This is a genomic window from Verrucomicrobiia bacterium, from assembly GCA_023953615.1.
Taxonomy (GTDB): domain Bacteria; phylum Verrucomicrobiota; class Verrucomicrobiia; order Limisphaerales; family JADLHS01; genus JADLHS01.
The window spans coordinates 429,653-452,864 of the sequence record JAMLJH010000001.1 but is presented as its reverse complement, the minus strand read 5'-3'; the positions used below and the strand labels follow the sequence as shown (position 1 = coordinate 452,864).

General features: G+C 57.3%; 20 protein-coding genes and 1 pseudogene. 14 read left to right on the top strand and 7 right to left on the bottom strand.

Annotation, left to right across the window (positions count from 1 at the left end; genetic code table 11):
- Positions 1-57: 57 nt before the first annotated feature.
- Entirely contained in the window at positions 58-768 is a 711-nt protein-coding gene (locus tag M9920_01740; GenBank protein MCO5051008.1) for a PEP-CTERM sorting domain-containing protein, read from the bottom strand.
- Between the two features lie 420 nt (positions 769-1,188).
- On the opposite strand from M9920_01740, the gene M9920_01735 reads away from it, so the two are divergent.
- Complete coding sequence (locus M9920_01735; GenBank protein MCO5051007.1) at positions 1,189-2,421, top strand: DUF5009 domain-containing protein; 1,233 nt, start codon at positions 1,189-1,191, stop codon at positions 2,419-2,421.
- Between the two features lie 555 nt (positions 2,422-2,976).
- Here M9920_01735 and M9920_01730 read toward each other — a convergent pair.
- The 3 genes and pseudogenes from M9920_01730 to M9920_01720 form a co-directional block, all read right to left on the bottom strand.
- Complete coding sequence (locus M9920_01730; protein ID MCO5051006.1) at positions 2,977-4,200, bottom strand: glycoside hydrolase; 1,224 nt, start codon at positions 4,198-4,200, stop codon at positions 2,977-2,979.
- A gap of 455 nt (positions 4,201-4,655) precedes the next feature.
- Entirely contained in the window at positions 4,656-6,905 is a 2,250-nt protein-coding gene (locus M9920_01725) for a hypothetical protein (protein MCO5051005.1), read from the bottom strand.
- 661 nt (positions 6,906-7,566) lie between these two features.
- Positions 7,567-7,659 (bottom strand): annotated as a pseudogene (locus tag M9920_01720) (prepilin-type N-terminal cleavage/methylation domain-containing protein).
- A gap of 387 nt (positions 7,660-8,046) precedes the next feature.
- Here M9920_01720 and M9920_01715 point away from each other — a divergent pair.
- The 12 genes from M9920_01715 to M9920_01660 all read left to right on the top strand — a co-directional run bounded on the left by M9920_01715 (position 8,047) and on the right by M9920_01660 (position 17,744).
- Positions 8,047-8,619, top strand: coding sequence for an RNA polymerase sigma factor (locus M9920_01715; protein MCO5051004.1), 573 nt, complete (start codon positions 8,047-8,049; stop codon positions 8,617-8,619).
- 6 nt (positions 8,620-8,625) lie between these two features.
- Positions 8,626-8,847, top strand: a complete 222-nt coding sequence (locus M9920_01710; protein MCO5051003.1) for a hypothetical protein — start codon at positions 8,626-8,628, stop codon at positions 8,845-8,847.
- Between the two features lie 4 nt (positions 8,848-8,851).
- Entirely contained in the window at positions 8,852-9,508 is a 657-nt protein-coding gene (locus M9920_01705) for a rhomboid family intramembrane serine protease (protein ID MCO5051002.1), read from the top strand.
- Between the two features lie 122 nt (positions 9,509-9,630).
- A complete protein-coding gene (locus tag M9920_01700) occupies positions 9,631-10,374 on the top strand; it encodes a radical SAM protein (GenBank protein MCO5051001.1) in 744 nt (247 codons plus the stop codon).
- Complete coding sequence (locus M9920_01695) at positions 10,371-10,601, top strand: hypothetical protein (protein MCO5051000.1); 231 nt, start codon at positions 10,371-10,373, stop codon at positions 10,599-10,601. The genes M9920_01700 and M9920_01695 overlap by 4 nt, the downstream gene beginning before the upstream one ends.
- The gene (locus tag M9920_01690) at positions 10,585-12,138 is read left to right on the top strand and encodes an AAA family ATPase (GenBank protein MCO5050999.1); all 1,554 of its coding nucleotides are present in this window, start codon (positions 10,585-10,587) and stop codon (positions 12,136-12,138) included. The genes M9920_01695 and M9920_01690 overlap by 17 nt, the downstream gene beginning before the upstream one ends.
- Positions 12,139-12,302: 164 nt before the next feature.
- A complete protein-coding gene (locus M9920_01685) occupies positions 12,303-12,776 on the top strand; it encodes a DUF1257 domain-containing protein (GenBank protein MCO5050998.1) in 474 nt (157 codons plus the stop codon).
- A gap of 3 nt (positions 12,777-12,779) precedes the next feature.
- Positions 12,780-12,980: a DUF2997 domain-containing protein gene (locus tag M9920_01680; GenBank protein ID MCO5050997.1), complete on the top strand. Its 201-nt coding sequence runs from the start codon at positions 12,780-12,782 to the stop codon at positions 12,978-12,980.
- A gap of 29 nt (positions 12,981-13,009) precedes the next feature.
- A complete protein-coding gene (locus M9920_01675; protein ID MCO5050996.1) occupies positions 13,010-13,906 on the top strand; it encodes a S26 family signal peptidase in 897 nt (298 codons plus the stop codon).
- Entirely contained in the window at positions 13,903-14,679 is a 777-nt protein-coding gene (locus tag M9920_01670; protein MCO5050995.1) for a tetratricopeptide repeat protein, read from the top strand. Before M9920_01675 ends, M9920_01670 begins: the two co-directional genes overlap by 4 nt.
- Positions 14,679-15,740, top strand: a complete 1,062-nt coding sequence (locus tag M9920_01665) for a PilT/PilU family type 4a pilus ATPase (protein ID MCO5050994.1) — start codon at positions 14,679-14,681, stop codon at positions 15,738-15,740. Before M9920_01670 ends, M9920_01665 begins: the two co-directional genes overlap by 1 nt.
- 3 nt (positions 15,741-15,743) lie before the next feature.
- Positions 15,744-17,744 (top strand): hypothetical protein, encoded by a 2,001-nt coding sequence (locus M9920_01660; protein MCO5050993.1) that lies wholly within the window; start codon positions 15,744-15,746, stop codon positions 17,742-17,744.
- Between the two features lie 208 nt (positions 17,745-17,952).
- Here the strand turns inward: M9920_01660 and M9920_01655 are convergent, their stop codons facing one another.
- Positions 17,953-18,999: a hypothetical protein gene (locus M9920_01655; GenBank protein MCO5050992.1), complete on the bottom strand. Its 1,047-nt coding sequence runs from the start codon at positions 18,997-18,999 to the stop codon at positions 17,953-17,955.
- A 942-nt stretch (positions 19,000-19,941) separates the two neighbouring features.
- Between M9920_01655 and M9920_01650 the strand changes: the two genes are divergently transcribed.
- Positions 19,942-20,925: a hypothetical protein gene (locus M9920_01650; protein ID MCO5050991.1), complete on the top strand. Its 984-nt coding sequence runs from the start codon at positions 19,942-19,944 to the stop codon at positions 20,923-20,925.
- 214 nt (positions 20,926-21,139) lie between these two features.
- Here M9920_01650 and M9920_01645 read toward each other — a convergent pair whose 3' ends face one another.
- Both M9920_01645 and M9920_01640 read right to left on the bottom strand, forming a co-directional pair.
- Complete coding sequence (locus M9920_01645) at positions 21,140-22,153, bottom strand: nucleoside hydrolase (protein MCO5050990.1); 1,014 nt, start codon at positions 22,151-22,153, stop codon at positions 21,140-21,142.
- A 42-nt stretch (positions 22,154-22,195) separates the two neighbouring features.
- Entirely contained in the window at positions 22,196-23,194 is a 999-nt protein-coding gene (locus tag M9920_01640) for a LacI family transcriptional regulator (protein MCO5050989.1), read from the bottom strand.
- Between the last annotated feature and the right edge of the window lie 18 nt (positions 23,195-23,212).

Here is a 23,212-nt window from a genome sequence, read left to right as displayed (position 1 = left end):
TTGATAACTCTATCTTTCATCCTCCAATGGCTCGGAATCGCATCCCGGTGTTTTAGTTTAGGGAACTGGGTATTTGACCGCGCCTCCGTTGCGCCGGCGCCCTCGCCCTGCCAGCCAAAGCGCCCCACCGCACAAAACCAACGCCAACGACGACGGCTCGGGAATAGCTGTGGCATCAATTGAAAATTGAAAATGGCCGCCATTAATAGTGCTGCCGCCTACCCTTTCCCAAACAGAGCCATTGCTTGACATGGCTTGCAACCCCAAATGCCAGCCGTCAGTTACATAAAACGGTGGATTTGTGGAAGGCGCCATATAATTCCAACGGTATGAACCAGTGGTTAGCAGTTGTGAAGCAGTCACAACGATAAAATAGCCCGTTGACGGAGATAGAATGATTGGCTCGGAGGACATGAAACTATAGGTTCCGACGAGCACTGGAGCTAATGAGCCAGACAATGTTCCCACAACGCTGCTGCCGGGAAAAATTCTATCCCCTCTATCATTATACAGTGACACCGTAAACCCGCTTGGATTGCCCAATGCGTTCGCCATCAATAAACTCACTGATTCCAGTGAGTAGCCCGGAGCATTCGTCCCAGTCGTGAAACCCTGAGCAAACCACGAATCGCTGGCAACGGCCACAGAACCTCCGGAGGGTCCGCTCAGGCTGGAAACGTATGTCATCGAGCCTTGTGCCCACACGCACAAGGTTGTTAATGAATTTAGCAGACAAGCGCAAAGCGCAATAAAACAGATTCTTTTCATTTTGCATCTCTCCTTCAGAAAGGGGTCTTGGTATTGACAACTCTACCTTTCATCTTCCAATGGCTTGGAATTTCACCTCGGTGTTTTGGTTTAGGGAACTGCGCGTTTGACCGGGCCTCCGCCCTGCGGTGGCGGGAGTTAAAGGACAGGCCAGTTGGTTCAGTTTCATCGTTACCTCGCATGGTTTTACCAGTTTGGTCATGGGCTGACTGAGTGCCGAGTTTGAATTGCCTTGATGCTACAGATTCGGAACGAATTATCAAGCATTTCTTCGTATTCCCCGCCGGTTAATGCGCGAGCCAAATTTATGGAGACGAAGCCGTCGCTCAGGGCATGGCGCGGGTGGACGGCCTCAGCCCCGCGAAAGTCGGTGCAAAATTGCTGGCTAACCCAGCGGGTATGGATTAGAAACCATGCCCCATGGCCACTGCCAAACCGGACCAGCCACCCAACCCGTCGGGCGATAAAATCCAATCGTCGCCCCGCCAAGTCCGGGTGGCCTCGGTGGATGCCTATCGCGGTTTCGTAATGCTGCTGATGATGGCCGAGGTGCTGCATCTTTCGCGGGTGGCGCGCGCGGTGCCGGAGAGCGGGTTCTGGAAATTTCTGGCCTATCACCAAACGCATGTGGAATGGATCGGCTGCTCGCTGCACGATCTCATCCAACCTGGATTCTCGTTTCTGGTCGGGGTGGCGTTGCCGTTCTCCATCGGCAACCGCCTGGCGCGCGGTCAATCCCAAAGCCATCTGATCGGGCACGCGGCGTGGCGGGCGCTGGTGTTGGTTTTGCTGGGGGTGTTGCTGCGGTCCATCGGTCGCGCGCAAACGTACTGGACCTTTGAAGATACGCTTTCCCAAATCGGCCTGGGCTATCTTGTGTTGTTCGTGTTGGGGTTTCGTCCGGTGCGCGATCAATGGATTGCGCTTGGCGCGATTCTGGTCGGTTATTGGCTGGCGTTTGTCTGGTATCCGTTGCCGGCCGCCGGTTTTGATTACGCCAGCGTGGGCGTGCCGAACGATTGGCCGCACCTCATGTCCGGCTTCGGGGCGCATTGGAACAAAAACAGCAATCTGGCGTGGGCGTTTGACACCTGGTGGCTCAATCTGTTTCCGCGTGAAAAACCGTTTGCGTTCAACGGCGGTGGTTATGCCACGCTCAGTTTTATTCCGACGCTGGGCACGATGATCCTCGGTCTGCTGGCTGGAGGCGTGTTGCGCAGCACCCGCACCGCGGCGGGCAAAGTCAAATGGCTGGCGCTTGCGGGAGTGGTGGCGCTCGGCGGCGGGGCGTTGCTTGGAGCACTGGGAATTTGTCCGGTGGTCAAGCGCATCTGGACGCCCAGTTGGACGCTCTACAGCGGCGGCTGGAGTTTCCTGCTGCTGGCGGGTTTTTACGCGGTGATTGATTGGTGGGGACGGAAAGGCTGGTCGTACCCGTTGATGGTGGTGGGCATGAACTCGATCGCCGCCTACTGCATGGCGCACCTATTTGATGGCTTCATCAGTGAAGCGTTGACCACCAATCTCGGCGTCAATGTTTTCAAATGGTTCGGCGTGGCGTACGAACCATTGGTGCATGGCGCGGCGGTGTTATTTTTCCTGTGGCTGATTCTCTTCTGGATGTACCGGCGGAAACTGTTTTTGAAAATCTAAGCCGGAACGATTCGATTGGAGTTTGGGTGGAACGGGCCACTGGCTTGTTCTGTCGGGCTACCAGCCCGATAGTTGAACACAAAGAGTGCGAACCCGGTGGTGTGTAATTTCTGTGCGCTGGGCTGGGCGGCAAGTTGCCGCCCAGAACGGCCAAGTTGGCCGTTCCACCCAGATCCAAAGTGGCCTCGCCGTCCTCGGCGGAGGGCGTGCGCGCCTTCGCGAATGACATCCGGTCCTCATCCTGTCATCTTGTTATCCTGTCAGTTGTTTTCGTTGCGGTTCAGGGACGCGGTGGAACGCGTCCCTCCCAGAAAAATACAACCGCGAAATACACGGAATACTCGAACGGGAAGACAAGGGAATGATTGGCAAGGGAATGGGCATTGGTGGAGCACCGCCGAGACGGCGGTAGTCGTCCGCATCTCGCGGACGACATTCAGGTTACCACCAATCTGATACCGGCTCTCGGTTTGAAATGGGGAGGTTTGCCACGTCACGACGGCAGTTACAGGAATACTTGAAACGCTTTGGTGCGACGGGATTTCCAGCCAGCGTTCAGGGCAACGGTACCACCGAGTCTTTCAACGTCAGCGCGCGGAATTGTTGCCAGCGATGGAACGTCAGGTAGTTGGCGTCATGGCAATTATGCGCGCCGCCCTGCCCGTCATCGTAAGCCGTGCGGCAGGCGGCGATCAGGTCCGCCCCATCAAACTGCCAATCCACATATTGAAACCCATGCTTTTCAACTTCCGGATGGTGCAATAGCGCGCAACGAATTTCCCAGCGCACCAGATCGGGACTGTGCAGCAAGGCCAGCGTGTTGCGCACCTGCGCCGGACGCAGCGGCTTGGGGGTTGTTGCCGAAGCGAATTGCGGCAGTACGATTGAACTCAAAGTCCAGTAACCGCCGCCGCGCGGATCGGGGCGGATCGAAAACTTTTTGGCGCCGCCAGGAAAATCGCTGAAACCCGTGGCCGGATCGAACGCGGCGGTTTGACCATCGGCGCTGATCGTCACCGTGGCGATTTTTTCCGGACCTCGAGGCAAATCCACGCGCAACACGTCCACCATCTGACCGTTGGGAGCGACCACCGCGTTGCCCTCGAGCCACGCGTTGAACTCACCGTTCAGCCAGGCCGGATCGCGCGGTAGAAAATTACTGAACGTCCATTGGTCCGCCTCCAGCAGATCGGCATCCACCGGCACCGACAACATACCCGCCTGATAGCGCCGCCCCCATTGCGTGCCGCCCATGGCGCTTTCGAATCCGCGCCACAACCGACCGTCATGCTCCACCACGGGCGTCGGCGCGGTATGGTATTCACCCTGCGCCGTCAACAAACCCATGTGCCGATCGGTCGGCTGCGTCCAATGCCGTCCGCCATCCCGGGAGCGTCGGATGATGATCCGCCCGTGATGTTTGTCCGTGCCCATGAGGTACACCGCGTCGCGATGGACGAACAAGCCCGACCAAAATTGTCCGGTCAATCGGGCGATGGGCTGCCAATGCTCGCCGCGGTCTTCCGATAAAAATATCGCCGTCACGGGCGCTTCGAACTCGTGGCTTTCCGGTCCGAAAAAATCGTGTGCCGCCAGATAATGACCGCTGGTGAGCACGACCAGACTGGGCGAGCCGATATACAGACCGGACGCAGCCGGGGAATAATCAATCACCACCCCGGGCACAACCGGAGAGATGGTCGGTTCGGATGATGGCTTTGCTGGTTCCGCTGCGGCGCGCGCCAACGTCAGGCCAGCCAGCAGCGTCAGCCAGGGCATTGATTTAATCAGTTGCATCTCCTGCTTCTAAAGGATTCCGCCGCATGAAGCAGTATTAAAGTTTGCGAACAGCGAGTGCGCGGACAATCTGAGCCGGTTGGTTCAATGGAAAATTACCAACGCTTGGAATCAACTGAATCGGACTTGGCCGGAAGGATGCAGTTGGTCCGGGTGGAACGGCCAACTTGGCTGTTTTGGGCGGCAACCTGCCGCCCAACCGAGCGTACGGAGATCGCACCCCATCGGGTTCGCACGCTTGGCGTTCTGCTATCGGGCTGGTAGCCCGACAGAACAGGCCAGTGGCCCGTTCCACCCAAACTCCAATCGAATCGTTCCGACTTAGGTACATGGCGGCGAAATCACCCGCGCGTACGAACGACGCGGATGGAGTCCATGACTTGCACAAACTCCATCCGCGCTGCAACCAACTACGATTTACCGACCGCGCCGCGTGGTCACTCGGCCGCCAGTTCGCCAGCCACCGCGCGCACGCGATAAAACCGCTGGGCGGTCCCCGTGGCATCCGTAACGGTCACGGTCGCGCCATTACCCACCACGTTGGAAAGCGGCAGCCAATCTCCACCCGGCAGGTCGTCGCGGTACTCCACCACGTAGATGACATTTTGTCGTGAGTCAAACTGGAAGCTGATCTCGCCAGCGGCGTAGGTCGGGTTGCTCAACTGGGGCGGTAAAATCCTCGGCAAATCACCCAACGTATCAAATTTGAAATTGGTGAACGCCGCCGCCGCGCCGGACGATCCCGGACCGGCGTTGGAAATCAACGAGACATAATTATACGGCTCGGTGGAATTGATGGTAAATCCTTCCAGTACGGCCTGATCGTTAATGGTGAGGTAGGTCAGATTGGTGAATACCTCAATCAGAACCCGGTACGTGGTCGCCGGAGTTATCGCGCCTGTGGCCACCACTTCGGCGCCGTCGCTCATTCCCCACGTGCCGTTGGGCCGCACGAAAACTGACACTCCGGAGCTGGCCAAAATCCATCGGGACAAATTAGCGGGTTGCCGCACCTTGATTGCACCCCAACTATCTCCTTCCGTAACGACGGGAGAAATATCCACCGCCACTTGGAAAGAACGATTGCGTTCGTACGGCGCCAGGTCGTTGGCCAAGTAGGCCATTCCCCCGATCGCCTCTTCCGAAGTGTCACCGAAATTCGAGATGAGCAGCGCATTATCAACCAAGACCGCACTGGTGCCCGCACCGGTGGCGGTCCAGGATGAAGTTGCCGCCACGCCGGTCTGGCGCTCCGCCAGATCGTTATTAAGATTCTCGGAATCCTCGGAGCTGAAAGAATCCGCCAAAACTTCGGTTGCTGCCAAATCCGGTTTTTCCGGTGCGGGGACCTGCGAAACCACCAAGTTATCCAAGGTGAACAGCGCCGGAACCGCTGTGGCGGCCGCGTAATTCACGAAGGAAATATAACGGTGTCCGGATACGGCGCCTGACAGCGCATACGCATGATGTCCATCGGTCGGATTATGACCAGCGTTCGGATCAAGCCCATTCCCGAATGACAACGGCTGGTCGTTCACGTAGAGACGGATCACATTGGATTGGACTTCGATTCGCACGTGATAGTTTTCGGCCCAGGATGGTGGCAACTGTCCAATGCCCACCGCATTGCTGACATCAAACAGGATGTATTGACCGTTTGGGCGGAGCAACAGGGAGAAATTATTTCCTCCGGCCGCACTGCTGACGGGGCCGTTGCCACAAACCGTAACTGCCAACCAACTGTCCGTCTCCGGTGGCGCCGTTTGGGTCACATCACATTCCAGGCGGAAGTCGCCGGTGAAATCCATCATTGGCGAGATCACCTGAATGAAATTTCCGGTATCGTCAATCCGCCGCAAATGGACGGACCCATTGGTGATTCCATAACCGGGAATATCCGCCAGGCTGTTTCCATAAGTCATCCACTCGGAAACGGGCGCGAAGATTCCGCTCTCGCGGGTTTCCAAATCCGCGTTCAAGTCGTCGGTGTCCGCTGTATCAAAGTTATCCGTCAGCAGGTTTGTATAGACCGGTGTGGGCAACGCCACCAACTTCACGTTGGCAAAACACACGGTATTGTCATCTTCGGTCTGATTGGGATTGATAAGCTGTATGGAAGGCGTTTCCGCAAACGAAGCTGGTGCGGTGAAGGTGAAGCGGTAATGCACGAATTGCACCGAATCCGTCGGCAGAATTTGCGAATCCACATGCACGGCACCACCCTCCGAAAGCGGGTCACGCTCCGCAATCCGCACCCAAAAAGCAATTCCCTCGGGATTGGTGACCCGACCCGCCACATCAAAACTCAATTCATATTGTTGATCGGGCAGGTATTTTCCACCCAGCGGCTGGGACAACATCCCTATGTGTTGCAAAAGGGCGTACGTCTGGGCGCCGGGAAAGGCGGGGCCAAAAACGTCGCGTCCCTCGCCAATCGCGGTACCCAGACCGTTGAGGCCAATCGTGGTTCCGTAGTAATTGGCCCAATTGTTGATTTGATCTGGATTACTCTCGTGATTAAGTACTCCGGGCCACGATACGAAATCTCCGGCATTTGCCAAAAATTCGCCGTTCACGATCAGGTTTTCCTGCGCCGCGGCGCGTGTTCCTGCCGACATCCCCAACCAGCCGGTGACGGCGATCAGGGCGATAATTTTACCCGTAAGGGTTCTCCATGCTGTTTTCATAATGTGTTCTGTTTATTTGTCTGTGCGTTGCGGTTTACGGTGCGTACCATTTCATCAGGAGATCGTTCGTTTGCGCAGTCGTGCGACTTTCCGTGTGTCCATCCATGAAAGTGACGTTGATTTTGCCCGTCGGATGCGCTTTGCCGTGCTTGTAACCCACTTCATAAATCGGCTGACGGTTGTAGATGGCGAGGATGCCAATGGTCCACGCCGCCGGTCCATTGAACTGATAAGAACTATCGCCGACAAAAAACGTGCTGGTGGGCCGCGCCACCGATGCCATCCGCATGGTCCGTGGGGAATCGTTATCCGGCGTCGTCCAGGCGTTCATCGCATAGCTGATGGGCCAGGGATTCGCCCCCCAAGGTGGCGTAATGCCGCCCACGGAAAAATTGACCGGCTCCCGTTGGCGGGTCGGACAAGCAAACACGCCCTGGGTAAAATCGCTATTGGTCGAGCCGGTTCCCGAACCGAACTGTGCCTTCAACACGTACGGGGTGAGCAAATAATGGAAATTATTCACGCTGGCATTGTTGGTGTTCCACCAGCCGAATGGCAGTTTGTCGTCTTGGTCGCCCACATACAGCAGGCCTCCCAGTCCAATTTGTCGCAGGTTATTCAAACACAGCGTGGCGTGAGCCCGGCTCTTCGCCTGCGATAGAGCGGGTAATAACATGGCCGCCAAAATGGCAATGATGGCAATCACCACCAGAAGTTCGATCAGCGTGAAACCCCAAGGCCTCCGCCGTGTCATCGGTGAGTTGCCGCAAGGTTGCGCCCGCCTCGTGTTTGCTAAATCTTCCATTCGGGTCTGGAATTCGCACAAACGATTGTGTACAAGAAACCATTCGTCAATAACATTCTCCGCTTTTTGAGGGCGGTCCGCTCTTTATACCGCTTAAGTCCAATCAACTCCCGACCGGTCGCCGGGCACACGGTTCGATCTCCGTTCAGTAATCAACGTCGAATCAATCGCCGTTGCGGACTCGATAATAACCCGGAATGGGTTTGTTGCCCGGAGCTTCAGTCAAGTTGGGGCGCGACTGCTCACGGGACGACTAACTCGGCTCGGACGGAAAACTAAAAGCGTTGGCGACATCTCCGCGCGTGACGAATCGGCGGCGGCTTGGTCTAATCAGCGATGGAAACACTCGTGAGCCAACCGTCCCTTCAGCCAGAGTGCCCACTCCAGCCGCGGGCGTCGCTGGAGCCCGAGGAATTTGCCCGGCTTTACGCCGCGCAGGGTCGCGCCATCTATTACCTCGCGCTCCGCTTTCTCGGGGACCCACATCAGGCCGAAGACGCCACGCATGATATTTTTCTGAAGGTCCATCGAAAATTTGGCGAGTTCCGCGGCGAGTCATCCGTGCGCACATGGTTGTATCGCATCACCATCAACCATTGTTGCAACCTGCGTCAGAGTTGGCAGAGCCGGAACGTGGCCACGAGCGCGGATGAGGCTCTGTGGGAACAAACCCCCGCGCCGGTGGATTCGCCATTTCGCGTGCTGGCCACCAAGGAACTGGGCGAACGCATTCAGCGCGCCTTGGATGCGCTTTCCGACGAATACCGGCTGCTGCTCCTGCTCGTTGCCGATGAGGAAATGAGCTACGATGAAGTCGCCCGACTCACCGAACAAACCAGCGATGCCGTCCGCGGTAAATTGCATCGCGCACGCAAAGCTTTTGCCGTGCATTTTGAAAAAACCGCCTGAGATCGCATGAAACAACAAACCAAACATACCGCGCACGAGCAGGAACCGATTGCGGAAACGGAGTCGCAATCCGCGTCCGTCCGCGAGTTTGCCAGCGCCGAAGAGTTGTTGCGGCACGATGCCCGGCAAATCACGGTGCCTCCGCAAATCGCCGAACGGCTGGCCCGCTCCATCCAGAACGAACCCAAGCCGGCCTCGCCTTGGTGGCGACGGCTGTTAGGTTCATGATTCCATGAAAACCGTCTGGCATCGTTTTATCGGTCCGCTCACGCCGGGGGTGCGGCTGATCATGCTCATCCTGGCGGTTGCGGGATTGACCGCGCTGATCGGAGTGTTCTCTCACACTTACGATCTCTACCGCTGGCTCGCCCTCGACGGTCCGCGCTTCTGGCATGGCTGGGTTTGGACGCTGATCACCTACGCGCTGCTCCCGGCGACCCTCTGGGATTTTCTGTTCAACTGGATCTTGATCCTGTTTATCGGAGTTTGGCTGGAGCGGGTTTGGACGCGTTGGGAACTGTGGTCGTGTTGTCTTCTGGCCGTATTGGCTGTCGGCTTGCTCAAGGTGGTCATTCAACCAGCCAGCCCGCGTCTGATTGTGGGAACCGCGCCGGTCGTCTTCGGATTGCTGGCTGCCTGGGGACGGCTGTTTCCCTATGAAAAAATTCTCTTTTGGTTTATTTGGGAAATGACGGCGCGTCAGGCGGCCATTCTGATGATCGTAATTGGTTTCGTCATCATGTTGCCGTGCGCGGGACTGGTGAACGCCGGCATCATGCTTGGTGGCGTGCCTGCGGGATTATGCTTCGTCTGGCTGCGCGGAAAAATGGTGCGTCGCGGTGACAGCCGCGTCGTGTCTTCAGAGCGGATGGGGAGGTTGGAGCTATGATTTGCACCGAAGCCATTGCCGCTCCACCGTCGGCTCGGACCCGTTCGACTCTGGCTCGGGAGCGGGCCAGGCTCGCACGGAGCAGGTTGGCCAACTGCCAACTCTGCGCGCATCATTGCGGTGTGAATCGGCTGGCGGGGGAGCCAGGGCTTTGTCACGCCGGACCGGACGCGAGTTTTTTTTCCGCTCAGATCGAAGTTTCGGATGAATTGGAGTTGATTCCGACTTTTGCGGTGGCCTTGAGCGGCTGCGATTTACGCTGTGATTTCTGCATCACCGGACGGCAAAGCTGGAACGTCCGGGCGGGTAACGGATTCGCGGCACGGGAAATGGCCCTGCGCGCGCGGGCGGCGTTGAACGCCGGCGCCCGCACCGTCATGGTGCTCGGCGGCGAACCGACGATTCATCTGCCCGCCGCGCTGGCGTTCGTTGCGGAATTGCCCGACTCCGCCCGGCTGGTCTGGAAAACCAACGCGCACGGTTCGGCGGAAGCGCGCGTTCTGCTTGACGGCATGTTTGACGTGTGGTTGGCGGATTTCAAATTTGGCAACGACGATTGCGCGCGACGGCTGGCCAAGGTCGCAAATTACGAGCGCGTGGTGAAAGGAAACCTGCTTTGGGCCAATGCGCATAGCGAGTTGATCGTGCGTCATTTACTGATGCCCGGCCACGTTGACTGCTGCTGGCGGCCCGTTGCAGAATGGCTCGCGATGGAACTGCCGGGAGTGAAAGTCAACTTGCGCAGTGGCTTTTGGCCCGCGTGGCACGCGACGCGACACGCGGAATTGCGCGGAACGGTTACGCCGGAAGCAACTCATCGCGCCCGGCAAATCGCCGCAGAGTGTCGGCTGAATTTGATTCCATGAAAACGCAAAGACGCCACCAAAGCAACCCGTCCAAGCCCGCCGCATCCACCGCGGGTTTGCACAGTGAATTGTTGATCCTGCCGGATGGTCAAATCCTGGTGCATAATCTCACGACCGCTTTCGCCGAGCTGCTCAGGGTCTTGAATCCGCAAGCGGAACAGATCGCCCGCCGCTGCCAGATCGAAAACCACGCCACCCCAATCACCGCACATGAACTTTCAAACTGAACTTGAAACCCTGATCCGGGCGCGCTACCCGATCCTCAACATCATCACCAGCGAAGAAGTGCGGGTGCAAAATGACGTGGTAGAAATTGCCCGGAAGCGGCAGAAGAAAGTGTTCGAGTGGAGTTACAGCACCGGGATCGTTCCGGCGGGCACGTCCATCCAATCGCAAAAGGGACGCAGCGCCGCGACGAAAGATCCGTTGATGGCGTTGGATCAGGTCATTGAGCAGGTCGAGCCGGCCATCTTCGTGTTCAAGGACTTTCATCCGTTCCTCACGAAGAACAATTTCGCGGTGGTGCGCAAACTCAAGGAGATTGCGCTGCATTTGAAGAACAGTTTCAAAACCATCCTGCTGGTTTCGCCCGTGATGGAAATTCCCACCGAACTGGAAAAGGAAATCACCGTTCTGAATTATCCGCGGCCCACCCGCGAAGACCTCGGCGGGTTGCTGGACAAGATCATCGCCGACGTGCGGCAGTTCAAGCAGGTGACCATTGACCTGGACGCCACCGGGCGCGAGCGCCTGTTGCAGGCGGCGCTGGGGTTGACGCTGGGAGAAGCGGAAAATGTCTTCGCGAAAATCATCGTCAAGGACGAGCGGCTCAGCGGCGACGACGTTAATGAAGTGTTCTCGGAAAAGCAGCAGATCATTCGCAAAAGCGGTTTGCTGGAATATTACGCGACGGATGAAAATTTCTCCCGGGTTGGCGGCCTGACGGTGCTCAAGGACTGGCTCAACAAACGCGCCGTGGCCTTCACCGACGAAGCGCGCGCGTTTGGCCTGCCGCCGCCCAAGGGCATCCTGCTGCTCGGCGTCCAGGGTTGTGGTAAGAGTTTGTGCGCCAAGGCGGTTTCCAATTTGTGGCAACTGCCGCTGCTCCGCTTTGACATGGGCCGCATGTTCGGCAGCCTGGTCGGGTCGTCCGAGGAAAACGTCCGGCGCGCCATCAGCGTGGCGGAATCCATCGCCCCCGCCGTGTTGTGGGTGGACGAAATTGACAAGGCGTTTGTCGGCTCCCAAAGCTCCGGGGCCACGGATGGCGGCACGACCGCGCGCGTATTCGGGACGTTCCTCACATGGCTTTCGGAAAAGACCGCGCCCGTGTTTGTGGTCACCACGGCCAACGATGTTTCCCAGCTTCCGCCCGAACTGCTGCGCAAGGGGCGGCTGGATGAAATTTTCTATGTGGATTTGCCCTCGGCAGAAGAACGCACCGAGATTTTTCGCATCCACCTGGCCAAACGCGGCCGCGATCCGGAAAAGTTCGAACTCGAGGCCCTGGTGGATGTGAGCCGCGAATTCAGCGGCGCGGAAATCGAGGAAGCCATCAACAGCGCGCTGTATGACGCATTCTACGAGAAGACGGACCTGACGACCGATCATGTGCTGGCCGCATTGAGACAAACCGTGCCGCTGGCTAAAACCATGGCGGAAAAAATCACCGCGCAGCGCAATTGGGCTTTGGGCCGGGCGCGCAATGCCAGCGTCGTGCGTCCCATCAACAGCGCGGTTGAACTGCGGCGCATGGAGTTCTGACCACGATTTTGAACAACGGATCAGCCGTGGTCCGTTTGCGTTCTGAACGGCTTGGGCATCAGCCCGTTTGCGTCCCTGAAAAAAAATACAGGTTTTCGCGTGAGGATTGGTTGCGAGCCAGGTCTGATTTTTCAAGTAGTCAGTGACAACGACAGAGGAAAATTATGAGTTGCGTCTGTATTTTAACTCCGGTGGTTATTGCCGGCTGGCCCGCTTTCAGCGCGGCGGTGGTGGCGGCGGCGACTTCACTCGGCTACCAGGTCGTAGCCGAGACCGCTAAAGACGGCCACACCACCGTCGCGTCATTGGAAGCCGGTGCCATCAACCTGGAAATTGAACAAAGCGAGTTGGTGACCAACCAGTTGGGGCGCGATCAACGCCTGACCGTCATGCGGGAGGGCGTCACCGTGACGTTTTCCCGGGATGCGCGCGGCAAGGCGTCACTGTGCGTGACCGGCACGGGGCAGGGCGCGGACGAGTTGCGCGCGCTGGGCCAGGAGTTGAGCCAGCGGGTGGTGCAACAATATGTGTATCAGAAATTGATGGATGAAGTCCGGGCGCGCGGCTTCGTCGTCGTGGAAGAGGAGACCGAAGCGAACCAGGCTATTCGCCTGAAAGTGCGCCATTGGGAAGGATGATTTATGCCGCAACGCGAATTTGACATTACGATCGGTCCGGACGGAAACGTGGAGTTGCACGTCCAGGGCTACAAAGGCAAGGGTTGTCTCGAGGCGATGAAAATGTTCGCGCAGATCGTTGGTGAATTGCAGTCGCAACGTGAAACCAGCGAGTTTTACGAACCGGACGAACAGGTGCGATACAACATTGACCAGCGCCACTAACCGAAGTTTCATGTGTCCCGTCGTCAAATGTGCAACCGGTGATCACCTGTAACCGCGACATGCGTCATCCCGATTCATCTTATTATCCGCCGCGCGCCAAGTGGTACAGCCCGCTGTTCCAACTGGGCAACGGGTTGCGTCGCCATGCGCACCTTGATCGCCTGCAACTTCCTGGCGATCTCACCTGGGGCATAATTTTCAAGGGCCTCTGGTGGCCGGGACTCGCGTTGTGGGTGCAGGGCGAAAAACGGATCGGTCGGATCCTCATGCTGGGCGGCGCTTTGCTCGCCGCGATCTTCATCGTGTGGCTCGGCTATCCGATCGCGGACACCGCCCTCGGTCTGCTGCTGGCGGCGCACGTCACCAGCCTGGTGTTTCTCTGCCGTCCGTGGCTCGCGAACCGCGGTTTCTGGGTGCGGACGGTGTTCACGCTCTCTGTTTTATTCCTGGTTTCCCTGTTGATTTATCTTCCCTTGCGAAACCTGCTGCAAACGCAGGTGCTGCGGCCGTTGCGTTATCGCGGTCAGGTCGTCGTAGTGCAAAAAATCACCGCGCCCGCCGCCATTCACCGAGGGGATTGGGTCGCTTACGAATTGCCAATCCTCCGGAGCGCGCATCGCGGCGTGCGATTTCAGCCAGGGTTGGGTTTGGGTCCGGTGCTGGCCGTGGCCGGCGACCGGATTGAATTCACTCCCAACGGATTGATGGTGAACGGCAAGATTCAGTCGGCTCGCGCGTACATGCCCCAGACCGGAGAGATGACGGTCCCGAAAGATCACTGGTTTATCTGGCCGGATCTGGCAACTGACAACCGTAATAGGATTCTGCTTTCAGAAGCCATGCAGGAACTGGCGCTCGTGCGACAGTCGAACTTCATTGGCAAACCCTTTCACCGCTGGTTCGGACGCAAACAACTAACCCCATGAGTCGTTTTGTTAATCTCGAGTTTGAAGGCGGGCAGGAGGATCAATTCTCCGACTCGCGGCAGGCGTTGGCCAAGGACGAGAGTTACTACTACAGCGAGGCGGAAACCGCTTTTCGGAATGGCCATTTCGAATCCGCGCTGCGGTTCTACGCCAAGGTGCTGGAGTTCAATCCGGAACGAGCGGCCGCCTGGACGGCGCAGGTGCGCATGCTCATCGAGCTGGGCGAAAATCGTGAAGCCAAATTGTGGGCGGACAAGGCGCTCGAAAAATTTCCGAACGAACCCGAACTGCTGGCGGCCAAAGCCGTGGCGCTGGGGCGCAGCGGCGACCTGCAAGCCGCGCTCGCCTTTTCCGATGCCTCAATCGAGGAGCGTGGCGACACGCCTTACATCTGGCTGGCGCGCGGCGACGTGTTGTTGGCACGGAAGGAAGCCCGCGCGGATTATTGCTTCGACAAGGCCCTACTGCTCGCACGGCAGGATTGGTTCATCACCTGGCTGGCGGGGCGGATTCGAGGTTATTACGAACAGTTCGCCCTTGCGTTAAAATTGCTCCAACAGGCGGTGGAATCGAACACGGGACATTTTCTGCTCTGGTTGGAATTGGGCCGCTGTCAGCGCGCCTTGGGACTGACGAGCCTGGCGCGCAATTCTTATAATCAGGCCCTGCAACTGGAACCGCACTCGCCGGAAATCCGAAACGCACTGACGCAGCTTTCCCAAACCGGTCTCTGGACTCGACTAATCGGCTGGCGGCGGCGATGGTTGCACTGATGAGCGATGCAAAATTAAATCATTTTCTGTCCGTAGCTTCCGACTACGAAGCTTCCGATCTGCATCTGGTCGTCGGTGTGCCGCCCACCTTCCGCGTCAACGGTGAAATCATCATTGCGGACGCGGACGTCCTCACTCCAGAGGACGCCACGGAAATCGCCGACGGTCTGCTGAATGAACATCAGCGACAAAAATTCGCGGCGGAGTGGGAGCTGTGCATTTCATTGCTGCACAGCGTTGCGGGTCGGGTGCGCGTCACGTTCTATCGCCGCAACGGCCATCCGGAAATGAGTTTTCGCTTCTGCGGGGAACGCATTGCCACGCGCGAGGAATTGGGGTTGCCGGCCAAGATTGATGACCTGGCGCGCAAGCCCAACGGCCTGGTTTTGATCACCGGCCCCACCGGCGCGGGCAAGACCACAACCCTCAATTACCTCGTTGATCTCATCAATCAGGAACGCCGTTGCAAAATCGTTACCATCGAAGACCCGATCGAATTCGTCCACGCCAACCGTCGCGCCATCGTGGTGCAACAGGAAGTGCTGACCGACGTGCGCTCGTTTCATCGCGCGCTCATCCATGTGTTGCGCCAGGATCCGGATGTCATTGTGATTGGTGAAATTCGGGATTACGAAGCCATCTCCGCGGCTCTCACCGCCGCGGAAACCGGCCACCTCGTGCTGGCCACCATGCACTCGCCCAATGTCGCGCTCGCGTTGGAACGCATCATCGGCGTGTTCGAAGGCAGCGCGCAACGGCAGATCATCCTGCAACTGGCCAATGGTTTGCAGGGAATTCTTGCGCAGGAATTGTTGCCGGCGACCGACCGCTCGCGCCGGATGCTCGCGTATGAATTGCTGGTCCCCAACAGCGCGGTGCGCAATTTGATCCGTGAAAATCAACTGCACCAATTGGAAAACACCATCCAGATGGGCCGCAAGGATGGCATGATGTTGATGGATGATTGCCTTTACGATCTCTATTGCAAGTGCCTGATCAGCTACGATACCGCCATCAGCCGCGCCCGGCATCCGGACAAGATCACCCGCCCAAATTCGTAAGGTATGAAGCAATCTCGGCTCGGGATGGTTGGTTTGCTGGTGTTGCTGGGCGTGGGCGGATTGAGCCTTCGCCCCGAGAATGCGACGGCGGCGATTTCGCAGGAAATTTCAGCTTGGGTGGGAGCTAATTTCACTTCCTTGCAAGTTCAACCGGTGGCGACTACGGCCAACTTTACGCTCACCAATGCCGCTGCGGAATACGTCGCCATCACCGAGGCGTACCCGGAATCGGTTGCGCCGCGCGCCTACCATTACCTCGTGAGTGGTCCGGGATTACCCGTTTACGAACGGCGTTACGCCGCCAAGGGGTTCGGCCCGGTCACCTATTTTCTGCGCTGCGCTCAGTCGCCACCCGGACCGGTTACGTTGACCAATCTGGGCGATACGAATCATCCGCCGCTGATCGTGCGGCTCCGCAGCGTTACCGCCGAGGATTTGCGGCGGATTCGTCGTGAAGATCAGTTTCATTTGATGGGCACCATCATCAATCCGTGGCATGGCCTTTCGGAAGCAGAGCAACTGGACTCACTCGCGCGTTCGTTGCCCGGGGCGGCGGAGCGAAAAATCTCGCGAGGCTTTTCGCGCGAAATCTATTACGCCAGCAGCTCCTCCAATCAGGTTTACCAACAACTGGCGACCGCGCGCCAGTGGTCGCGTCAAACCGGACTTCCGGTGCTGCTCGGTCTGGTTTCCTGGTGGAACGGCACGCCCCGACACGTCCCGGATGGTTACGGCGGAAAATTTGGCGATCTCCGTTACCAGCAGATTTGTTACACGCCGGACGCGACTCATCCCGACGACCCCGAGCTGCGCGAATTGCTGGGGAAGCGCTACAATTCGCACTACTGTCGCACCACACCGAATGTCTGGTCGGACACGCCGTGGCTCACGCTGAACAGCGCGCGGCTGAACGATTATCGCGCGCAACGTCTGCGGGAAGCCGTGCGGAGTTTGGACCGGTTGACGCAGGGCGACACCGCGTGGATCGCCGGCATCTTCCTGGAAAATGAACCGCGTTATTGGGACACCCAATCCACGCGCGACACGCCGCAGTGGGCGGGGGAGCGTTGGGCGGATTTTAATCCGTTCGTGATCGCGGCGGCGCAACGCGACGGTATCACGCTTGATCCGGCGGATGGTTTGTCGGCGGCGGAGCTGGTCTGGCTGCAACGCAACGCGGGCCGTTATTTTCAAAAAACCGTTGATGCCGCGCGTGCGGCGCTGATGGCGGTGGGGCTGACGAATCGGTTTCCGCTCTACACGCACTCGTTGCAACTCGACCTCCTGTTTCCCGGCGTGAAGATCAATCAGACGGCGGCGGATTGGGCGCGCGTCAAGGGGGCGCGAGCCGGCATCGAAGGCATGTGGAGTGTGCCGTCGGATTTTGATCGGATTCGCGAATGGGGACCGTGGGCGGATTTGAATCGGGAAGAAACGGATGGCCGCCCCATTGGGACGCACCTCTGGGATTTGCGGGTGGCGTACGCCGCCGGCACCGAACTTTACAACAGCTACAACTGGCACGCGATTGCCACGAACGCATACTTCAATTACGCCCGCGATTTCCTCGCCACGCTGCCCGTCGTTGCCGCGCCGCCGGGTCACGTCGAATCAGCATCGCCTCGGGGCCTGCGGATTACGTCACCGGACGCGCTGCAAGCCTTCACCAGCCTGACCCTGCCAATCGTCACCAAGTCGAACCGTAATGCCGCCGGCGCAACCATTGCCGTTTCCATTACCGACGACGCGGATCGGCAATGGTTTTCCGAACGTCGGCTCCTGCCAACGAATCATTTCGCAACGGTGAAATTTCATTTTCCGGTGCCCGCGGAAATTCGCCATCCAACTTTGGGAATTCTGCAATTGCACACCTACGATTTACCGGATGTGTCGGCCGCTGCGTTTGGAGCGGCAAATCACACGAACGCGCTTTTGGAATTCGATGTTGTCGAGCAGCGGGCCTTAAGCCGATTGGTGACTGAGTGGGCGGTTGGCGCGCCTTGAACGATGGTCATCATCCCGGAATAAGTCTTTGGTCGGTGTTTCAATGGGTGCGGCTCGGTTGTTGGTGACTCTACTCTCCGCTCCGGGGGCGTCCAGTTTTTAATGTTGGAATTTTCCGCAGCCGCCGATGCGCGGATCGGCGAGCACCGCCCGCATAATATTTTCTGTCACTTGAGGTGAGGAGTGAATCGCGTCTGTGAGGTTCGCGCTATGGTTTTGGGGCTTTGCGGAAAAATCTATGCAGAACGGTGCCGCTCGCAAAAATGGCGATGAATACCATAGCTCCCAGAACTACGTATCGAATGGTGTTTCGCCATCCATCAATGCCTTGATGAACGAGAAATTGCGGGGCGTTCAATTTAACCGCAGCCACTGCTTGCAACTTCTTCCAACTTGCCGAGTTTTTCGAAACCCATGAGACTTGCGAAAAAGTAAATCCGACTGGATTAGTGTTGCCACCGAACCTAAAATCCTCCAAGCCCATGTCCATATAAGTAACCACAGGTAACAAGTTGGCATTGGTTACCTTGATCACACTTGTCACCTCCATTGTTGTTTCCCGAAACAGATTGACATCACGCGCCTCAACCGGATGTTCCTTGGGCCAGTATTCCTGAACTTCGATCGTCTCACCAGAAACGATGCTGCCCGTATTGCTTTGAAATTTGACGGCTAGGAATCCATTCGTGCCGTATTCGGGAACCGGACCGGTAGCCGCGTACCGACTGACAAACCAACTCTCAGTTAGCCGCGACTGGTCAATCTCTTGCGACCGACGCACCCCATTGACCAGGTCAGCCGGCAAAGCTGTAACAAGGTGAAGCCAAGATGCAGGGCCGTTTGAGAGAGTTAACCCCGTCCCCATTTCGGTGATCCTTTTGACAATATACTGCGACACGGTCTGACCCTCACCGCCTACAAAGAATTGATCTGCGGCTCTGATTGTTCCGCGCTGTTGGCCTCTTTCATTGGTAAACAATTCAAACTGATCGGCACCTATGACCGCTACCTCGGATTTGTGCGCTGCGCCGGCTTTTGTTCTATTATACGTTACCGAAACGTGAACTCCATTCTTGCCTACCACCGCTCTCCATAAACCTTCAAACACCACATAATCTGTTGTCGGCGGCGCGTAAGCCACCCGACGAAATGTGCCTTCAGCTTGGAATCCCTCACCCGAAGAAATAAAGGTCTCCCCCAGTTTTTCAGCGCGCCCGGTATTTGGAAAAGCCAGTACCGAGAACAGCGCCGACATTCCGACCATCAAATGGATAAAGGGTAGTGCGTCTCCAGAGGGCCACTTGGTTAGTCCTATGCCGCGGCACCGACGATGAATAGATTTATTATGGTTCATCACGACATAAGTCTTTGGTCGGTGTTTCAACGGTGCGGCCCAGTTGTTGGTGACTCTACTCTCCGGCCCGGAGCCGTCCAGTCTTTAATGCTGAAATTTCCACCATTGGCTGCGCTCTCCTCCATGCGCCGGATTTGAGGCGGAATGGGAATTGGGGGGAGCACCGCCGTCCTCGGCGGTCGTCGTTCGCGTCTCGCGGACGACATTCAGGTTCTGAAGTTAAAGGCCACCGAGACGACTCAACTCGGTTCGGTCAGAACTGCGGCGGGACGCCGCAGCCACATTGTTGGCCGAGCACACGCTCACGGCGGCGGCGCTGTTATATCGTGAGGGACGACTTCCACGTTGTCCCTAACTAATCAGGGACGCGGTGGAACGCGTCCCTCCCAAGAAAACACAACCGCGAAATACACGAACGGAAAGGCAAGGGAATGATGGGCAGAGGAATGGGAATTGAGGAACACCGCCGTCCGCGGCGGTCGTCGTTCGCGTCTCGCGGACGACATCAGGTCTGGCGCTTGGCTTGCCTTGAAGAAAGCTTAAATAAGCAGTTGATGAGACGGTTTTTTTGACTTATACCGCCGCAAGCCGTTTCGGAATTTTCACAGAATGAATCACCTATTAAAAGGCTTGCCGATTTCACGCGGATGTTCCTCGAAGCAGAGAGGATGTTTTTATTTATCAGTTTTCCGCAGATGGACGGAGTCTCGTAGAGTCGCCGTGGCAAGAAACAGGATGAGAACAGGCAAGGGGCCCTCTCTCAGTTGCTCGCGCCAAGTCCATCGCCTCTGGAGAATTTCAGTCGGCGGGCTGGCTGGCATTCTGGCCATTTGTGCTTCTGCAATGAGTGAAGGCAACCAAGAAGACCTGCTATTATTGCTCAAACGTTCAGTCAATACGCCGCCAGATGTGGAACATTTTGTTGCCAGCCAGGAAGATTTACGAACTGGCAACGTACCTCCGGAGGTGGAGGCGGAATTGAGGAAGAGAGGAATTACGACTAAAAACTGGCTTCGATCGTCGTTTTTAGAAGGAGCTTTTGCGGGAACGAACTTTTTTGTAATCGCGCGCACAAACGCTGAAGGCGCTTCCAATGCGGGCGGGATGGGACAACCCGTATGGGGCCGCAGCGGAACTAATACTTATGAAATTGGCATCAGGTCTTCAACGCATTCATTTGAATCCGTTGATCGCCACCCCGAAAATCCTGTTTCTCAGTGGGGAGTAGCACAACACGGTTGGATTTCGCAACTCTTACGGTTTGGCGTGGGTGGACCGAAGGCGGGGTCGGTTACGTGGAATGATTTGGCGTTTACGGCACAAAGCGAGACGGACGTCACTATTATTGGCCGACTTGAGCTGTCGAATAATCTCCCTCAGGCGTTGTCGCTGGGTATAAAAGGCAGGGAAGATTATGCTTTAATCACTTATGAATATCCTGACCCCGTTTGGCTTTTCGATGGCTACCCGAAACAGATGAGAAAATATGAGAAGGTGGGAGATCAGTGGCAGCCGGCAAGTCAGTTTACCATTTATACTTTGCGGCTCGCTGGCGAACCGCTTCCGGCTGATTTCTTTTCAGATGCAAAATTTCTTACCACCAATCAGGTCTCTAAAATATTCGCCAGCAATGGAGCTTTTTTCGCCAGCAGAGGTGGAAAAGTGACTAAAATGGGAAGCTTTAAACAATTGGAGTCGCCTCCAAGGAGGCGTTCAAAGACAAAAACGGTATGGATTCTACGAGGCATTTTGGCTTTTTCCGGCTTGATTTTAGTAGTGGTTGTTTTTGGGGTAGTCCAAAAATCTCGATGCCGTCCAAGAGAGTGAGGATGAAGTTGCCCCCGCCATTCCCGGCGGTAGTCGTCCGCGTCTCGCGGACGACACCAGGTTTTGCTGTATTCCATGAGGGAGGGATGCCCGCCGTTGCCGCACGGATCGTCAAGGATGTGCGGCTGAAATTCGCCGCCGCTGCGCCGCGGACCTTGAGTTGATTGGTGATTGCGTGGGCGCGTCGGTGCGCCTTGACCGGTGTGGATAGCGTTTACTTTGCGCGGAGTGGCGGTTGGATGCTGAGTTGCACAATGGCTTCGCGCACCCGCGCTGTTTGCGTGGAGTTCAGCGTCAGAAAACGGTGTCGGCCTTGACCATTCGCCGCCGGACGGAACCAAGTTGCTCCGTTGTCTTCCACGGTGACATTGCCGGCTGGGGACAGACCGAAGTAGTCGCGATCCGGAAACACCGCATAAAGCACCGCCACGGGATCCCAGGTGGGCCGATCGTGCGGCGGCGGTTCGTAAAGATAGTAAGCCTCTTTCAGCGGATGATGCGGCACGTAGTTCAGGTCCCGTTCGATGGCCTGGTGCGGATATGCCGCCTTCACGCCCAGCTCGAAGCCGCTCCACACCAGCGGCGTGGGCCAGTTGACCGCCAGAAATTGCGCGGCGGGGATGTCATTGACCACGTTGTATTCAAGGTGTCGGGTGTCATCAAGAACCGTCTGGAACGCACCGGCCATGATCGAAAGCAGTTTGACCTTCTGGGCGATCAAGGCCCGACCATCCAACGGCGAGGCGGCATCGGGCTTTGATTCGAGCAGGCGTTTGAGGTTGGTGAAAAAACCCGTTTGCGCAATGGCCACGCTGCCATCCGGTTGTCGCGCCAAAACCTGTCGCAGCAGCCGCACGGCTTCCGGCGCATCGGCGCCGCTCTTTAACTTATGCGGATAACGCAACGAGCCATCCACATTCCGCTCATCAGCCAAGAGGTTGAACTTGCCCGGCTCGGGCGTGGCGCCGTTACGCACCACGCCAATCGGCACTTCGGAATGTCCGTAGAACGTATTGACCGCATCCACGAAACTGGCGGCTTGCGGGTGATCCTTGGTGATGGTGACGGCCAGCAATTCCACCGCGCCGCGATCCACCAACGTGTGGATCATGGACAACGCGATCATGTCGTCCACGTCATTGCCCATGTCCGTGTCAAAGATCAAACGTACCGGCTCCGCCCGACTCAGCGTCAGGCTCAACAACAAAATTGAAACGATATTTTTCATGATTCAGTCAAAAACCACTTCGCCAATCCGATTGGTTTATGGTCATGAAGAATGGCGCACAATCAATCGCGCGGGAAGCACGATTTGCTTCGCCTCCGAGGATTTGCGTCGCGCCATGGCGACCAGCAGCTCCTGGAAGGCGCGCACGCCCAGTTCCGCCACGGGTTGCGCGATGGTCGTCAGGGAGGGCATGGTCAGCGGCGCCCACGGCGCGTCGTCAAACGACACCACCGCCAGATCTTGCGGGATCGCCAGCTCCATTTCCTGCGCGATCCGCAACGCCGTCAGCGCGAGAATGTTTCCCAACGCCAGAATGGCTTCCGGCCGATCGCGCGTTTCCAACAACTGCTTTACTTCGGTCCAATCCGACGGCGGCAGATAACTATTGCCGACCAACCAATCCGCCCGGAACGGAATCCCCGCCGCCGCCAGTCCCGCTTTGTAACCGCGCACCCGGGCAATATTGACCGAACTGTTTGGCTCGCCTTGCAGACAGGCAATCCGGCGTCGCCCCCGCTGAACCAGATGCCGCACCGCTTCCTGAACTCCAGCAGTATTGTCGGTGGTGATCGAAGTGGCTTTCAGCGACGCAAACACGCGGTCCACCTGCGTGATGGGCAAGCCTTGCGCATGTAACTGGATCAGGTGCGCCGCTTCGCCACCTACCGGCGCCACAATCAAACCATCAATGCGCCGGCTGTACAGCACCTTGGCACATTCGGCTTCGACGGCGGTGGATTCTTCCGCGTCCGCCAGCAATACGCTGTATCCGGCGGCGCGCGCCTGTTTGCCGATGTGCCGGGCCAGCTCGGAGAAAAAGGAGTTGGAAATGTCAGGAATCAACAGGCCGATGGTCCGCGTCGTTTTCAGGCGCAGACTGCGCGCCAGTTGGTTCGGCTGCACGCCCAGTTTTTTCGCGGCCCGCAACACCCGCTCCTGGGTGGTCTTGGAGATGCGGAATTGATCGCCCTTGCCGGAAAGAATGCGTGAAACCGTTCCGGGCGAAAGTCCCACCCGCTGTGAAAGAGTTTTAAGATCCATAGCCATCCCATCTGCCAC

Coding starts and splice junctions, on each gene's coding strand:
- M9920_01740 (MCO5051008.1), bottom strand. CDS start 768: ATGAAAAGAATCTGTTTTATTGCGCTTTGCGCTTGTCTGCTAAATTCA.
- M9920_01735 (MCO5051007.1), top strand. CDS start 1,189: ATGGCCACTGCCAAACCGGACCAGCCACCCAACCCGTCGGGCGATAAA.
- M9920_01730 (MCO5051006.1), bottom strand. CDS start 4,200: ATGCCCTGGCTGACGCTGCTGGCTGGCCTGACGTTGGCGCGCGCCGCA.
- M9920_01725 (MCO5051005.1), bottom strand. CDS start 6,905: ATGAAAACAGCATGGAGAACCCTTACGGGTAAAATTATCGCCCTGATC.
- M9920_01715 (MCO5051004.1), top strand. CDS start 8,047: ATGGAAACACTCGTGAGCCAACCGTCCCTTCAGCCAGAGTGCCCACTC.
- M9920_01710 (MCO5051003.1), top strand. CDS start 8,626: ATGAAACAACAAACCAAACATACCGCGCACGAGCAGGAACCGATTGCG.
- M9920_01705 (MCO5051002.1), top strand. CDS start 8,852: ATGAAAACCGTCTGGCATCGTTTTATCGGTCCGCTCACGCCGGGGGTG.
- M9920_01695 (MCO5051000.1), top strand. CDS start 10,371: ATGAAAACGCAAAGACGCCACCAAAGCAACCCGTCCAAGCCCGCCGCA.
- M9920_01690 (MCO5050999.1), top strand. CDS start 10,585: ATGAACTTTCAAACTGAACTTGAAACCCTGATCCGGGCGCGCTACCCG.
- M9920_01685 (MCO5050998.1), top strand. CDS start 12,303: ATGAGTTGCGTCTGTATTTTAACTCCGGTGGTTATTGCCGGCTGGCCC.
- M9920_01680 (MCO5050997.1), top strand. CDS start 12,780: ATGCCGCAACGCGAATTTGACATTACGATCGGTCCGGACGGAAACGTG.
- M9920_01670 (MCO5050995.1), top strand. CDS start 13,903: ATGAGTCGTTTTGTTAATCTCGAGTTTGAAGGCGGGCAGGAGGATCAA.
- M9920_01665 (MCO5050994.1), top strand. CDS start 14,679: ATGAGCGATGCAAAATTAAATCATTTTCTGTCCGTAGCTTCCGACTAC.
- M9920_01660 (MCO5050993.1), top strand. CDS start 15,744: ATGAAGCAATCTCGGCTCGGGATGGTTGGTTTGCTGGTGTTGCTGGGC.
- M9920_01655 (MCO5050992.1), bottom strand. CDS start 18,999: ATGTCGGCGCTGTTCTCGGTACTGGCTTTTCCAAATACCGGGCGCGCT.
- M9920_01650 (MCO5050991.1), top strand. CDS start 19,942: ATGAGTGAAGGCAACCAAGAAGACCTGCTATTATTGCTCAAACGTTCA.
- M9920_01645 (MCO5050990.1), bottom strand. CDS start 22,153: ATGAAAAATATCGTTTCAATTTTGTTGTTGAGCCTGACGCTGAGTCGG.
- M9920_01640 (MCO5050989.1), bottom strand. CDS start 23,194: ATGGATCTTAAAACTCTTTCACAGCGGGTGGGACTTTCGCCCGGAACG.